Origin of the sequence: Achromobacter veterisilvae (genome assembly GCF_037619525.1) — a bacterium.
GTDB lineage: Bacteria > Pseudomonadota > Gammaproteobacteria > Burkholderiales > Burkholderiaceae_B > Achromobacter > Achromobacter veterisilvae.
Genome location: NZ_CP148753.1, coordinates 5599437 through 5612520 on the forward strand (window position 1 = coordinate 5599437; position 13084 = coordinate 5612520).

General features: G+C 69.6%; 12 protein-coding genes and 1 pseudogene. 3 read left to right on the plus strand and 10 right to left on the minus strand.

Annotated elements, in window-relative coordinates; genetic code table 11:
- Positions 1–174: 174 nt before the first annotated feature.
- Positions 175–1149: a Bug family tripartite tricarboxylate transporter substrate binding protein gene (locus WHX56_RS26005; RefSeq protein ID WP_129241197.1), complete on the plus strand. Its 975-nt coding sequence runs from the start codon at positions 175–177 to the stop codon at positions 1147–1149.
- Between the two features lie 38 nt (positions 1150–1187).
- Here the strand turns inward: WHX56_RS26005 and WHX56_RS26010 are convergent, their stop codons facing one another.
- From WHX56_RS26010 to WHX56_RS26045, 8 genes and pseudogenes are all read right to left on the minus strand, one after another.
- Positions 1188–1616, minus strand: coding sequence for a PaaI family thioesterase (locus tag WHX56_RS26010; RefSeq protein WP_129241196.1), 429 nt, complete (start codon positions 1614–1616; stop codon positions 1188–1190).
- 92 nt (positions 1617–1708) lie between these two features.
- Entirely contained in the window at positions 1709–3811 is a 2103-nt protein-coding gene (locus WHX56_RS26015; protein ID WP_338879383.1) for a 3-hydroxyacyl-CoA dehydrogenase NAD-binding domain-containing protein, read from the minus strand.
- A gap of 25 nt (positions 3812–3836) precedes the next feature.
- Positions 3837–4970, minus strand: coding sequence for an acyl-CoA dehydrogenase family protein (locus tag WHX56_RS26020; RefSeq protein WP_338881839.1), 1134 nt, complete (start codon positions 4968–4970; stop codon positions 3837–3839).
- Positions 4947–6134, minus strand: a pseudogene (locus WHX56_RS26025) (acyl-CoA dehydrogenase family protein); the annotation flags it as partial. The pseudogene WHX56_RS26025 and the gene WHX56_RS26020, both read right to left, overlap by 24 nt.
- Positions 6124–6786, minus strand: coding sequence for a 3-oxoacid CoA-transferase subunit B (locus WHX56_RS26030; protein ID WP_129241193.1), 663 nt, complete (start codon positions 6784–6786; stop codon positions 6124–6126). The gene WHX56_RS26030 and the pseudogene WHX56_RS26025, both read right to left, overlap by 11 nt.
- The gene (locus tag WHX56_RS26035; RefSeq protein WP_287752438.1) at positions 6783–7472 is read right to left on the minus strand and encodes a 3-oxoacid CoA-transferase subunit A; all 690 of its coding nucleotides are present in this window, start codon (positions 7470–7472) and stop codon (positions 6783–6785) included. Before WHX56_RS26035 ends, WHX56_RS26030 begins: the two co-directional genes overlap by 4 nt.
- A gap of 8 nt (positions 7473–7480) precedes the next feature.
- The gene (locus WHX56_RS26040; RefSeq protein ID WP_129241191.1) at positions 7481–8641 is read right to left on the minus strand and encodes a thiolase; all 1161 of its coding nucleotides are present in this window, start codon (positions 8639–8641) and stop codon (positions 7481–7483) included.
- Positions 8638–9030 (minus strand): Zn-ribbon domain-containing OB-fold protein, encoded by a 393-nt coding sequence (locus WHX56_RS26045; protein WP_338879384.1) that lies wholly within the window; start codon positions 9028–9030, stop codon positions 8638–8640. The genes WHX56_RS26040 and WHX56_RS26045 overlap by 4 nt, the downstream gene beginning before the upstream one ends.
- A gap of 210 nt (positions 9031–9240) precedes the next feature.
- Here WHX56_RS26045 and WHX56_RS26050 point away from each other — a divergent pair, with 210 nt between their 5' ends.
- On the plus strand, positions 9241–10113 hold the full coding sequence (locus WHX56_RS26050; protein WP_129241189.1) for an NAD(P)-dependent oxidoreductase: 873 nt from the start codon (positions 9241–9243) through the stop codon (positions 10111–10113).
- 5 nt (positions 10114–10118) lie between these two features.
- Here the strand turns inward: WHX56_RS26050 and WHX56_RS26055 are convergent, their stop codons facing one another.
- Positions 10119–11390, minus strand: coding sequence for an MFS transporter (locus tag WHX56_RS26055; RefSeq protein WP_129241188.1), 1272 nt, complete (start codon positions 11388–11390; stop codon positions 10119–10121).
- 293 nt (positions 11391–11683) lie between these two features.
- Between WHX56_RS26055 and WHX56_RS26060 the strand changes: the two genes are divergently transcribed.
- Positions 11684–12580: a DMT family transporter gene (locus WHX56_RS26060; protein WP_338881840.1), complete on the plus strand. Its 897-nt coding sequence runs from the start codon at positions 11684–11686 to the stop codon at positions 12578–12580.
- Here WHX56_RS26060 and WHX56_RS26065 read toward each other — a convergent pair.
- Positions 12577–13068 (minus strand): cupin domain-containing protein, encoded by a 492-nt coding sequence (locus tag WHX56_RS26065; protein WP_129241187.1) that lies wholly within the window; start codon positions 13066–13068, stop codon positions 12577–12579. The genes WHX56_RS26060 and WHX56_RS26065 overlap by 4 nt on opposite strands.
- Positions 13069–13084: the final 16 nt, after the last annotated feature.

The window sequence follows — 13084 nt, forward strand, 5'->3', positions numbered from 1 at the left end:
CGTCGGCGTTCAAGCGGCGAGCGCCCCAGCCGGGCCGCCGCGCCGCGTTAGAAAGCCGCGAACGTTGAGTTCGAATATTTCGGATGGAGTATTGCGCGAGGCGCCGCCATACTGCCCTCGCGGAGGCGCATTGGCAGTCGCGCCCCCCTCACGATAAGACTCCTGGAGACAACCATGATCCGCAACATCCTGCGACGCGGCGCGCTCGGCGCGCTGCTCGTGAGCAGCCTGGCCGCGGGCGCCGCCCGCGCCGACTATCCCGACCACCCCGTCACCGTCGTCGTGGCCTTCGCCCCCGGCGGCATGACCGACATCGTCGCCCGCCTGCTGTCGGCCGAACTGGGCAAGCGCTTCAACCAGACCTTCGTGGTCGAGAACAAGCCCGGCGCCGCCGGGCAGGTCGGCACCGAACTGGTTTCGCGCCAGAAAAACGATGGCTATACGCTGCTGGTCAGCGCCACCGGCCACGTGATCGGCCCGGCGGTCAACGACAAGGTCCGCTATGACCCGGTAAAGGATTTCGAGCCCATCGCGATTCTTGCGCGCGCCCCGAACCTGGTGGTGGTCAACGCGGGCCTGCCCGTCAAGACCATCCCGGAATTCCTTAGCTGGGGCAAGTCGCAGCCCGGCGTGCCCTACGGTTCGGCGGGCTTCGGCGGCTCCACCCATCTGGGCGGCGAATGGCTGAAGAAGATCACGGGCGTGCCGATGGAACACGTGCCCTACAAGGGCGCGTCCCCGGCCACCAACGCGGTCGTGTCGGGCGAGCTGAAGGTCGCGGTGCAGGACGCGATGAGCGTGGCGCCCTTCATCAAATCGGGCCAACTGCGTCCCATCGGCGTCGCCAGCGCCGAACGCAGCAAGCTCTTCCCGGACCTGCCCACGTTCGCCGAATCGGGAGCGCCGGGCCTGGACGTCTACACCTGGCTGGGCTTCTACGCGCCGGCGGGCACGGACCCGGCGATCGTGGCCAAGCTGAACGAAGCCACCAACCAGATCATGAACTCGCCCGAGATGGTCCAGCGGCTGGCCGGGCAGAACAGCGAACCGCTCGGCCCCATGACGCCGAAGCAGGTAGCGGGCTTCGTCGCGGACGAAACGGCCAAATGGCGCAACGTGGTCCAGACCACCGGCGTCAAGGTGGAGTAAACGGGATGGGCTAGGGCGGGCCGCTCCCGCGGCCCGCCCTAGCCGTCCGACGCCGGCGTGTGCGCCGCGCGCACGGCGAACACCGCGTTGGCCTTGAGCATGACGCGGCCCTCCACCTGCAGCAGGCAGGTGGCGTAGATCAGGCGCCGGCCCTGTTTGTCGATCCGGACGTGCGCCTCGAGCCAATCGCCGGGCTTGACCGGATTCAAGAACTCCACCGACATCTGCACGGTCACGACCGAGACCTGCGCCTGGTGCGCGATAGTGTGCCCCAGGGCGCTGTCGGCCAGGGTCGCCAGCAGCCCGCCATGGGCGATGGAGTGCATATTCGTGTGCGCGTGCTCCACGCGCAGGGCGAGCACGCTGTCGGCGTCGCGCTTGTACAGCGCGCCGAGCTCAGCCAGGTGCGCCATGAAGGGACTGCTCGGGCGCCAGGGCGCGAAACCGGAAGGAATGGAGTCTGTCATGGCTGGGGCCAAGGTCTAGGAAACGACAGTATCGCAAAGAAGGCCGCGGCCGGCTGGACGCCGGGCGCGGCCCTGGCCATGGCGCGGACGCGTCAGAAAACCGTCGCGCCCTCTTCCACCCGATGCTCGAGCAGGGCTGCGGGGGCCCAATGCCCGCCATGGACGCGCTGCAAGGCCCGGATTTTCTCCAGCGTCGCCGCCAGCCCCAGCGTCTGGGCATAGAACATCGGGCCGCCGCGCGCGCCCGGAAAACCGTAGCCATGGACATAGACCACGTCCACGTCCGAGGCACGCTGCGCGATGCCCTCCTCGATGATCCGCGCGCCCTCATTGACCAGCGCCAGCATGCAGCGTTCGACGATTTCCTCGTCGCTCACCGGCCGGCGGACGATGCCGGCCTCGCGCGCGCATTCCTCGATGATGCCGTCCACCACGGGATCGGGCAGCGGCTGCCGGCTGCCCGGCTCGTAGCGGTAGTAGCCCGCCTGGGTCTTCTGGCCGAAACGGCCGAGTTCGCAAATGCGGTCCGCCACCTTGGAATAGCGCAGGTGCGCGGGCCGCGTGGGGGCCAGGCGCTTGCGCGTGGCCCAATTGATGTCCATGCCCGCCAGGTCGGCCATGGCCAATGGCCCCATGGCCATGCCGAAGCGCGTCAGCGCGCCGTCGATCTGCTGCGGGCTGGCGCCCTCTTCCAGCAGGAAGCCGGCCTCTCGCCAGTAGCCCGTCAGCATGCGGTTGCCGACGAAACCTTCGCACACCCCGACCAGTACGGGAATCTTGCCGATTTTCTGCGCCACGGCCATGCAGGTGGCGATGACGTCGGCGCCGGTGCGCGCGCCGCGCACCACCTCCAGCAGCTTCATGACGTTGGCCGGGCTGAAGAAGTGCAGTCCGATCACCGCCTCCGGACGCGCCGTGCAGGCCGCGATCTCGTCGATGTTCAGGCGCGACGTGTTGGTGGCCAGAATCGCGCCCGGCTTGCACACGGCGTCCAGTTGCCGGAACACGGCCTGCTTGACCGCCATGTCCTCGAACACGGCCTCGATGACGAGATCGGCTGGCGCCAGGTCCTGGAGGTCCAGGCTGGGCGCGATGCGCGCCAGCCGGGCCTCGACGCCGGCGGCGTCGAGCTTGCCCTTGGCGGCGGTGATCTCGTAGTTCTTGCGGATCAGCGCCATGCCCCGGTCCAGCGCCGCCTGATCGCGTTCGTACAGCGTCACGGAATAGCCGGCGTTGGAAAACGCCATGGCGATCCCCCCGCCCATGGTGCCGGCGCCCAGGATGCCCACGCGTCCGACCTCGCCCGCACGGCCGCCGCCGGAAACGCGCGGCGCTTCCTTCTCGGCGAAGAACAGGTGGCGCAGCGCCTTGGAGGCGTCGCCTTCGACCAGCGCGTCGAACAACCGGCGTTCCTCGTCCAGACCCGCCTCGATCGGCAGGCGCGTCGCGGCCTCGACGCAGTCGACCGCCGCGCGTTGCGCGATCGCGTTGCGGGCCTTGGGATTGACGCGGGCACGCGCCGCTGAAAAATCCACGCCGTCCGCGCTCAAGGCGCGGCGCGAAGCGACCGGATGCGATGCCAGGTGCGCGCGCTCGAGGGCGTAGGACAGCGCGGCATCCAGCAGATCGCCTTCGGCGACCGCATCCACCAGCCCCGCGGCCAGGGCGGCCGCGGCATCCAGCGGTTTGCCGGACTGGATCATTTCCAGCGCGGGCAACACGCCGATCAGCCGCGGCAGGCGCTGCGTGCCGCCGCCGCCCGGCACTAGGCCAAGGTTCACTTCCGGCAGCCCCAGCCGGGCGCCCGCCTGCGCCACGCGGTAATGGCATCCCAGGGCCAGCTCCAGCCCGCCGCCCAAGGCGAAACCGTGGATGGCGGCCACCACCGGCTTGCCGGACGCCTCGATGGCCGCGATCACGTCGCGCAACATGGGCCTGGCGGTCGCCGCCGGCGTATTGAACTGACGGATGTCGGCGCCGCCGCAGAAGGCCTTGCCGGCGCCGGCGATAACGATGGCGTCGACGCCGGCATCCGCTCGCGCCAGGGCCAGGCCTTCATGGACCCCGCGGCGCACGGTATCGCCCAGGCCATTGACGGGCGGGTTATCGAGGAAGATGACGGCCGCGCGCCCATGCAGGGCGTAGCGGACGGTGTCGGAAAGATCGCGGGACGGCGAGGTGGCGGTCAAGCTCATGGGTATACCCTTTCGGCGGCGCGGCTCAGGCCGTCGCCAGCCGCTGATAGCGGTTGAGATGGTGGCGGGCGTCGCCCAGCGTGTGTTCGATGGCCAGCAGGCGTTTGACGTAATGGCCCACGGGCAGCTCGTCCGTCATGCCCATGCCGCCATGCAGTTGGATGCTCTGCTGGCCGATGTAGCGCGCGGCCGCGCCGCAACTGGCCTTGGCTGCCGACACCAGACGGGCCCAATGCCGCGCATCGGCCTGGTCCGCGCCGGCCGCCAGCCAGGTCAGCGAGCGCGCCTGCTCCAGCGCCAGCAGCATGTCCACCAGCCTGTGCTGCACCGCCTGGAAGCGGCCCAGCGGCTGGCCGAACTGGCGGCGAGCGGCCACGTGATCGCGGGTGGCGTCCAGCAGCGCCTGCATGGCGCCCAGCGCTTCCGCGCACAGGGCCACCCGCGTGGCGTCGGCCGCCCGTTCCAGGGCTTCGCCCGCCAGGCCCAGGCGGGCATCGGCATCGACGCGGCAACCCTTCAGCACGATGTCCGCGTAGGGGCGGCCGTCCAGTCCGGGCGCGCCGTGGCGCTCCAGCCCCGCCGCGCCGGCCTCGACCAGGAATACGGCCATCCCCTCGGCATCGCGCGCCGTGACCAGCAACTGCCGGGCGCCCGCTCCGTAGGGAACGCGCCGTTTGACGCCGTTCAGCACCCAGCCGCCGCCATCGCGCTCCGCCGTCGCGCAGGGCGCGTCCAGCGGCCAATCCGAATCCGGCTCCGCATGGGCCAGCAGCGGCGCCGATCCCTGCGCGATACCGGCCAGCAGGGCTTGCGCCCGCCCGCTCTCGGGCAGGCGCGACAGCATCTGGCCGCAAAGCAGCGCGCTGGCGTCGTACGGTTCGGTCACCCGATGACGGCCGAAACGCTGCATCAGCACGCACAGGTCGCCAAGCCCGCCCCCCATCCCGCCGGCCGACGCCGGCAGCCCCAGCCCGAGCAGCCCCATGTCGGCAAAGGCGCGCCAGTGCGGCGAGGCCTCGGGGTCCGCGTCGGCCGGCAGCGCCGCCCGGGCCGCCGGCGGCGGGTATTCCCCTTGCAGATATCGTCCGACGGCGTCGTCGAGCGCGCGCTGGTCGTCGGTATAGTCGTCGGCCTCGCCCAGCGCGAGCTTGGCGATGATGTTCTTCTGGACCTCGTCCGTTCCGCCGTAGATCGAGATCTTGCGCAGATTCAGGTAGAAGCCGGGCATGGCTTCCAGTTCTTCTTCCAGGGTCGGGCCGCCTTGCGCATAATCGCGCTCCAGCGCGTCGGAGCGATAGGCGAGCGCGTGCGTGCCGGCGGTGTCGACCAGCGCCTCGCTGATGCGCTGCGCCAGCGTGGACCCCAGGTACTTCAGTATCGAGGCTTCCGCGCCGTGTCCGGCGCCGCGCTGGTCGCGCGCGATCAGCCGCAGATTGGTCTGCTCCAGCGCCAGGGTGTCGATCTCCAGTTGCGCCAGCCGCTGGGCGAACACGGGGTCTTCGGCCAGCGGCCGGCCGTCCGCCTTGCGCTTGGCCGCCAGCCGCTGCAGGTGGCCCAGTTCCCGTTTGGCGCGCCCCACCCGCGCCGCGCCGAAGCGTTCGTGCGACAACAGGTACTTGGCATAGGTCCAGCCCCGGTCCACTTCGCCGACCAGGTGCGACGCGGGCACCCTCACGTCGTCGAGGAAGACTTCGTTGATCTCTTCGCCGCCGTCCAGCGTCCGGATCGGCCGCAGCGACACGCCGGGACTGCGCATGTCGATGAGCAGGAAGGAAATGCCCTCCTGCGCCTTGGCGTCGGGATTGGTCCGCGCCAGGCAGAACATCATGTCGGCGTATTGGGCGTAGGTCGTCCAGGTTTTCTGGCCGTTCACCACGAAGACGTCGCCTTCGCGGCGGGCGCGGGTGGCCAGCGACGCGAGGTCGGAGCCGGCGCCCGGCTCGGAATACCCCTGGCACCACCAGTCCTCCCCGCTCAGGATGCGCGGCAGGAAGTGGCTTTTCTGCCAGTCCGAGCCGTAGGCCATGATGACGGGCGCGACCATGCGCAGCCCGAAGGGCACGGTTTCGGGCGCGCCCGCCAGCGCGCATTCTTCGTCGAATGCGTTGCGCTGGCCTATGCTCCAGTCCGCGCCCCCGTGCTCGGCCGGCCAGTTCGGCGCGACCCAGCCCTTTTCATGCAGGATGCGGTGCCAGCGCAGGAAATCCTGCTTGTCCAGCCGCTGGTGGTCCAGCACCTTGCGCCGCAGGTCGGCGGGCAGGCGCTCGCGCAGGAACGCGCGGACCTCGCCGCGGAAATCCTCCAGCGAAACGTCATTCGGCATCGCGCAGATCCTCCGCGAAACGCAGCGGCGCGTCGGTCGCGGCCTGCAGCGCGGCGCGCGTCAGGCCCGGGGCCATGTCGCGCACCACGAAACCCTCGGGCGTGACGTCGAGCGTGGCGAGGTCGGTATAGACCCGGTCCACGCACGCCGCGCCCGTCAGCGGCAGGTCGCATACCCGGCGCAGGCGCGGCACGCCTTCGCGGGTCAGGTGTTCCATCAGCACGTGGACCCGCTTGGCCCCCACGGCCAGGTCCATGGCGCCGCCGACCGCCGCGGCGACGCCAGGCTGTCCCAGCGACCAATTGGCCAGGTCGCCGGTCTCCGAGACCTGGTAGGCGCCCAGGATGCAATAGTCCAGGTGGCCGCCGCGCATCATGGCGAAAGAGTCCGCGTGGTTGAAGAAGCTGCCGCCCGCGGCCATGGCGACGTTCTGCTTGGCCGCGTTGGTCAGGTCCGGATCGACCGGATCGGCGTCCGAGCGCGCCCGCATGCCGAGGATGCCGTTCTCGCTGTGGACGATGACGCCATGCGCCGGCGTCCAGTAGTCCAGCGCCCTGACGGGCAGGCCGATGCCCAGGTTGACGTAGGAACCGGCAGGGATGTCGGCCGCGGCGCGGCGCGCGATGTCCTCGCGGGAATATCGTTGGGTCATTGCAGGGCTCCGGTCAATTGGGCGTCGGGAATGCGCAGCACGCGCTGCACGAAGATGCCGGGCGTGACGATGTGCTCGGGATCCAGGCCGCCGACCTCCGCCAGCGCATGGACCTGGACGACGGCGGTGGCCGCCGCCATGCACATGAGCGGGCCGAAGTTGCGTCCCGCCTTGCGGTAGACGAGATTGCCCATGGGATCCGCGCAGTAGGCCTTCACGAGCGCGTAGTCGGCATGCAGGGGCTCCTCGAACACGTGGCCCACGCCCTTGATGATCCGCGTCTCCTTGCCTTCGGCCAGCAAGGTGCCGTAGCCGGTGGGCGTGAAGAAGCCGCCCAGGCCCGACCCGGCCGCCCGCAGGCGCTCGGCCAGCGTGCCCTGCGGCACGCATTCGTAGTCGATCAGTCCGTCGGCGTAGGCCGACTCGAAGGCCTGCGACTCCGCGCCGCGCGGATACGAGGCGATCAGCTTGCGCACGCGGCCCAGCCGGATCAGGCGGGCCAGGCCGCTGTCGCGGGCGCCGCTGTTGTTGCACACCACGGTCAAGCCGCGCGCGCCGTGCTCCACCAGCGCGTCGAGCAATTCGACGGGTTGTCCGGACAGGCCGAACCCGCTGACCAGGACGGTGGCGCCGTCCGGAATATCCGCCACGGCCTGCGCGGCGGAATCGACTGTCTTGTTCATCATGGCGTGCGTCACAGGGAATGGGAAAGAATGGCGGTGGCCTGGCTGGACAGCACCCCGCCGTTGCCGTGCACCAGCGCGACATCGGCCTTGGGCACCTGGCGCTCGCCCGCTTCGCGGCGCAGTTGCGCCACAGCCTCGATCACCAGGAAAATGCTGTACATGCCGGGATGGGTGAACGACAGCCCGCCGCCGTTGGTGTTCATCGGCAGGTCGCCGCCCGGCTCGATGCGCCCGCCGCCGATGAACGCGCCGCCCTCTCCCTTGGCGCAGAAGCCCAGGTCTTCCAGGAAAAGGATGGGGTTGATGGTGAAGGCGTCGTAGAGTTCGACCAGGTCGATATCGGCGGGCGTCAGCCCCGCCTCGGCGAACGCGGTCCGGCCGGAGTCCACCGCCGGGGTGACGGTAACGTCGGGCATGCACGATATCTGGCGGTGCCAGTGCGCATGGCCGGTGCCCAGCACGTAGATGGGACGCGGATGCAGATCGCGGGCCCGGTCGGCGCGCGCGACCACGAAGGCGCCCGCGCCGTCGGTCACCAGGCAGCAATCGCGCACGGTCAGGGGGTCCGAGATCATCTTCGCGCCCAGCACCTCGTCGATCGTGAGCGGCGTGCGCAGGAAGGCGTCGGGATTCAACTGCGCCCATTTGCGCGCCGCCACCGCGACCTCGGCCAGTTGCCGCCGGGTGGTGCCGTACTGGTGCATGTGGCGCGCGGCCGCCAGCGCGTAGCTGGATACCGGGTTGAACGGCTTGTAGGGGTGCTCGTAGGGCTGCGGATCCAGCGCCGCCCGCATCTGGTTGATCTGCGTGCTGCTGGGCGCGCTGCGCGGATTGGCGCCGTAGCAGACCAGCACGTGGTCGCACTGGCCGGCCTCGATGGCCATCGCCGCGATCTTCAGGTCGGCGATGAACGACGATCCGCCGAACATGGTGCTGTCGGAGAAGCGAGGCCGGATCCCCAGGTACTCCGCCATCCGCATCACCCACCAGGGCGAGGTCAGGCTGGAAGTGATGATGCCGTCGATATCCTGCATCTTCAGGCCGCTGGCGGCCACGGCGCGGTGGGACGCCTGCGCGATGATTTCCTGTTCGGTACGGCCTTGGCAATCGCCCAGTCCGGCCATGCCGGTTCCCAGGACGGCGATCGCGCCGCGATGGCTTCGGCTCATGCCCGTTCCTCCGTCTGCGCCACGAATACCAGCAGCGGCGCGCCGTCCACGGCGTCGATCCTTGCGCGGACCCGCAGGCCGATGGCCACGGCCTCCACGGGCATGTCCACCACGCGGCTCATCAGGCGCGGGCCCTCGTCCAGGTCCACCAGGCAGACGGTGTAATCGCCGCCCTTGCCGCGCACGACGGTCGAGGAATAGACCTCGCCCCGGCCGCTGGGCTCGACCCACCGAAGCGAGTCGGACCCGCAATGCGGGCAGACCACCCTGGGATAGAAATGGTGCCGGGCGCAGGCCTGGCATTGCGGGATGACGAAGCGGCCCTGCGCGAGCTGCTCGAAATAGTGTCGTTCGGCGCTGGGGGCCGGCTCGTTTTCGGTTTGCGGCATGCTGATGTGTTCCGCCCGGCGGGCGGCTGTCTCCGTTGTATTTCGATCCGCGCCAGGCATGGCCCGCGGCAGTGGAACGATTTTAGGAATGGCTCCCGCCGCTTACCATCCGAAAGATTCGAAGGCTTCTTTCGGCATATTCGAAGCGCCGCGAGTCGGAGTAAGATTTACGCGATAACAAACACCCTTACATGGCAGGAGCACTGGAAGATGGCGAAAGTCGGCATGGTTGGAATCGGCCTCATGGGCCATGGCATCGCAAGCAATCTGGTCAAGCACGGTCACGCGCTGACGGTGCTCGAACACCCCGGCAACCAGCCGCTGGACGCGCTGAAGGCCGCCGGGGCGGCCAGCGTCGCCGATGGCGCCTCGCTGGCGGCGCAGTCCGACGTGATCATCCTGTGCGTCACCGGCAGCCCGCAGGTCGAAGCCGTGCTGCTGTCGGCGGGAGGCGTGCTGGAAGGCCTGCGGCCCGGCACGGTCATCATCGACTGCTCCACCGCCATCCCCTCCTCCACCGAAAAGGTGGCGCAGGCCGTGGCGCAAGCCGGCGGCCGCTTCCTGGATGCGCCGATGACGCGCACCCCCAAGGAAGCCGCCGAAGGCCGGCTCAACCTGCTGGTGGGCGGCGAGGCGGCGCTGTTCGAGGAATGCAAGCCCTTGCTGGCCTGCTTTGCCGAGAACATCACGCACGCCGGCCCCGTGGGCGCCGGCCACCGCATGAAGCTGCTGCACAACTACGTGTCGCTGGGCGTGATCGCCCTGTTGTCGGAAGCGGCGGCCTGCGCGCTGCGCGCGGATATCGATCCCGCCGTGTTCGCCGACGTGCTGGCCAAGGGCGGCGGAGGCGGCGTGGCGCTGGAGCGCATCAAGCCGTACCTGCTGGAACAGGACCCGTCCTCGCTGCGGTTCTTCATGTCGAACGCGCAGAAGGACCTGTCCTACTACAACACCATGGCCGCCGAAACGGGCGCCGTGCGGGAAATCGGCGCGGCCGTGCTGCACACCTACGACCAGGCCGTGACGCAGGGCGGCGGCGACCGCTACGTGCCCGAACTGGTGTCCCTGCTGAAAGACCGCTAGCCGGCTCAGCGTCCGCCGGCGGCGGCGGCCGCCTGCCCGCGCAGCAGGCCGCGCACCGGCAGGCGCAGGGAGATCAGCGCCGCCGCCAGCAGCAGCGCCCCGGCCGAGCCGAAGGCGACCCAATGCGTGCCGAAGGCTTCGAAGGCCCAGCCGCCCAGCCATGAACTGATCATGCCGCCCACCTGGTGGCCCAGGTAGGCCAGGCCGTACAGCACGCCCACCAGGCGGATCCCGTAGACGTCGGCCAGGATCGCCGACGACAAGGCGACGCTGCCGGCCCACACGATGCCGCCGATGGTGGCCGCGGCGTACAGTTCCCAATGCGCGCCCACCATGACCAGCGCGAAGAATCCCAGCCCGCGCACCAGGTAGATGGCGGCGAGGATGTTGCGCCGCTCGACCTGGTCCGACAGCCGGCCCAGGACCAGCGTGCTGAAGATCGCCACCAGGCCGATCAGGCCGATGCCCAGCGAACTGGTGGTGGCGTCGAAGCCATGGTCCATCAGCATGGGCACGCCGTGCGTGCCCAGCAGGTTCATGCTGAAGCCACAGGCGAACAGGCCCAGCGCCACCTGCCAGAAAGGCAAGGTGCGCAAGGCGTCGCGCACATTGGGAGCGGGCCGCTTGGCCGCGGGCTTGGCGGCCCCGGGTTTATCGACGATCTGGTGGGGCAGCAGGTCCGTGTGTTCGGGCGCCTCGTCGCGCATGACGAAGAGCGCCACCGGCACCGTCAGCAGGGCGAACAGGACCGCGAACCCCAGCAGCGTTTCCTTCCATCCCACGGCCGAGATCGCGAAGGTCAGGGTGGGCGTCATCAGCGCAATGCCGGCCATCGAGCCGGTGGACAGGAAAAACAGCGCCATGCCGCGCTGGCGCGTGAACCAGCGGCTGATCACCGGCGTCAGCGCCACGGGGCTGGTGAAGGCCAGGCCGATCGACAGGGCCACGCCGAAAGACAGCAGGAATTCGATGGGCCCGCTGGCGAACACCGTCCAGATCGACGAAGCGACGACGATGGCCGCGCCCGTCAGCAGCACGAAGCGCGTGCCCTGCGTGCTGACCAGATAACCCGCCAGCGGCATGCCCAGGCCATAGCAGAGCATGCCGATCGCCACGATGCCCGACAGCGTGCTGCGCGTGAAGCCCAGGCTTTCCGCCATGGGCAGGAAAAACGGCCCGATGCCCATGCGCAGGCCGACGGTCAACAGGGTGAGTGCCGTAGCGGCGCCTACGATATTCCAGCCGAAATACCAGCCGCCCGACTCTTGCTTGTCCACGTATGCTTCTCCTCGATGTCTTCTTGTGGCCGCTTGCGCGCCCAGGTTCGTAGACGCCGCCGGAAGCGCGCGCGGAAGACGGGGCTGACGGCAAGGCGGGAAGGACGAGGCGCGAATCGGCTTGTGATCCGGCAACCGAGGGCCGCCGGACGCGTCATATTACTCCTGGCTATATGCCGAACAGGCGGAAGCCCCCAGAACCTGTTCGGTGAACGGGCACCGCGGCCGGCGCGGCGCAGTATATTTGCCCCCACTCGTAGCACTCAAAGTAAGCCGTGACGTCCAAGACATCGATGTTCGCCCTGTCCCGCCAGGAAATCGCCCTGGTGCTGGTCACCATGCTGTGGGGAAGCACCTTCCTCGTCATCCACATCGCCATGCAGCACAGCGGGCCGCTGTTCTTCGTAGGCGTCCGCTTTACGATCGCCGGGGCCATGGCGCTGCTGCTGTTCCGCAAGCACATGGCCGCGATCACCCGCCGCGAGATCGGCGCCGGCATCGCCATCGGCAGCGCCCTGTTCCTGGGCTACTTCCTGCAGACTTACGGATTGCAGACCATCACCAGCAGCCAATCGGCCTTCATCACCGCGCTGTACGTTCCCATCGTGCCGCTGCTGCAATGGGCCGTGCTGAAGAAGCCGCCCGGCCTGATGAGCTGGGTCGGCGTGGCGCTGGCCTTCGCCGGCCTGGTCCTGCTGGCCGGCCCGCAGGCGGGCGCCCTGAATTTCAGCGCCGGCGAAGCCGCGACGCTGGCCGGGGCCGCGGCCATCGCCGCCGAAATCATCCTGATCGGGCTGTTCGCGAAGTCGGTGGACAGCCGCCGCGTGACCGCCGTGCAGCTACTGACGGCGGGCCTGGTCTCGTTCGCCCTGATGCCGGCCATGGGGGAATCGGTGCCGGCGTTCTCCTGGCTGTGGGCTGGCGCGGCCATTGGCCTGGGGCTGGCCAGCGCCATCATCCAACTGACCATGAACTGGGCGCAGAAATCCGTGTCGCCCACCCGCGCCACCGTCATCTATGCGGGCGAGCCCGTCTGGGGCGGCATCGTCGGGCGCCTGGCCGGCGACCGCCTGCCGGCGCTGGCGCTGGTGGGCGCGGGCCTCATCGTCGCGGGAGTGCTTGCCAGCGAGGCCAAGCTTCCGCGCCGGAAAAAGCCGCCAGCCGCGGCGCCGAAGGCGCGGACCAGCTAGCGCGCCAGGCGCGCGATCAGGTCGCCCTGGGCCGGATACTGGCGGCGCAGTTCGGCGGCGTCGGCCAGTTCGAACTCGCTGAATTCGAAGCCGGGCGCGACGGTGCAGCCGGTCAGCGCGTAGCCGCCGGGTTCGGCCAATTCGGCGGCGAACCAGCTACCGGCCGGCACGACCGCCTGGAACTCGGCGCCGGCGTCCTCCAGCGTGTTGCCCAGCCGCAGGCGCCGGTAGCCGCCGTCCGGCGCCAGCACATGGATATGCAGCGGCGCGCCGGCATGGAAATGCCAGAGTTCGTCGGCGCGGATGCGGTGCCAGGTGGACCACGCGCCGTCGCACAAGAGGTAATAGATGGCGGTGCTGGCCGCGCGGCGCGCGCCGTCGGCGCGCGTCACGGAATCGGCGGCGCGGTAGGTTTCGCGGTAGTGGCCGCCTTCGGGGTGCGGCAGCAGGTCCAGGCGGCGGATCAGGGTGGCGGCGGAGTCGGTCATGGCAGGGCTCATCGCG

What these genes read in the sequence shown, in the direction of transcription:
- WHX56_RS26005 (WP_129241197.1), top strand. Translation starts at nt 175, where the DNA reads ATGATCCGCAACATCCTGCGACGCGGCGCGCTCGGCGCGCTGCTCGTG.
- WHX56_RS26010 (WP_129241196.1), bottom strand. Translation starts at nt 1,616, where the DNA reads ATGACAGACTCCATTCCTTCCGGTTTCGCGCCCTGGCGCCCGAGCAGT.
- WHX56_RS26050 (WP_129241189.1), top strand. Translation starts at nt 9,241, where the DNA reads ATGGCGAAAGTCGGCATGGTTGGAATCGGCCTCATGGGCCATGGCATC.
- WHX56_RS26035 (WP_287752438.1), bottom strand. Translation starts at nt 7,472, where the DNA reads ATGATGAACAAGACAGTCGATTCCGCCGCGCAGGCCGTGGCGGATATT.
- WHX56_RS26015 (WP_338879383.1), bottom strand. Translation starts at nt 3,811, where the DNA reads ATGAGCTTGACCGCCACCTCGCCGTCCCGCGATCTTTCCGACACCGTC.
- WHX56_RS26030 (WP_129241193.1), bottom strand. Translation starts at nt 6,786, where the DNA reads ATGACCCAACGATATTCCCGCGAGGACATCGCGCGCCGCGCCGCGGCC.
- WHX56_RS26060 (WP_338881840.1), top strand. Translation starts at nt 11,684, where the DNA reads ATGTTCGCCCTGTCCCGCCAGGAAATCGCCCTGGTGCTGGTCACCATG.
- WHX56_RS26040 (WP_129241191.1), bottom strand. Translation starts at nt 8,641, where the DNA reads ATGAGCCGAAGCCATCGCGGCGCGATCGCCGTCCTGGGAACCGGCATG.
- WHX56_RS26065 (WP_129241187.1), bottom strand. Translation starts at nt 13,068, where the DNA reads ATGACCGACTCCGCCGCCACCCTGATCCGCCGCCTGGACCTGCTGCCG.
- WHX56_RS26045 (WP_338879384.1), bottom strand. Translation starts at nt 9,030, where the DNA reads ATGCCGCAAACCGAAAACGAGCCGGCCCCCAGCGCCGAACGACACTAT.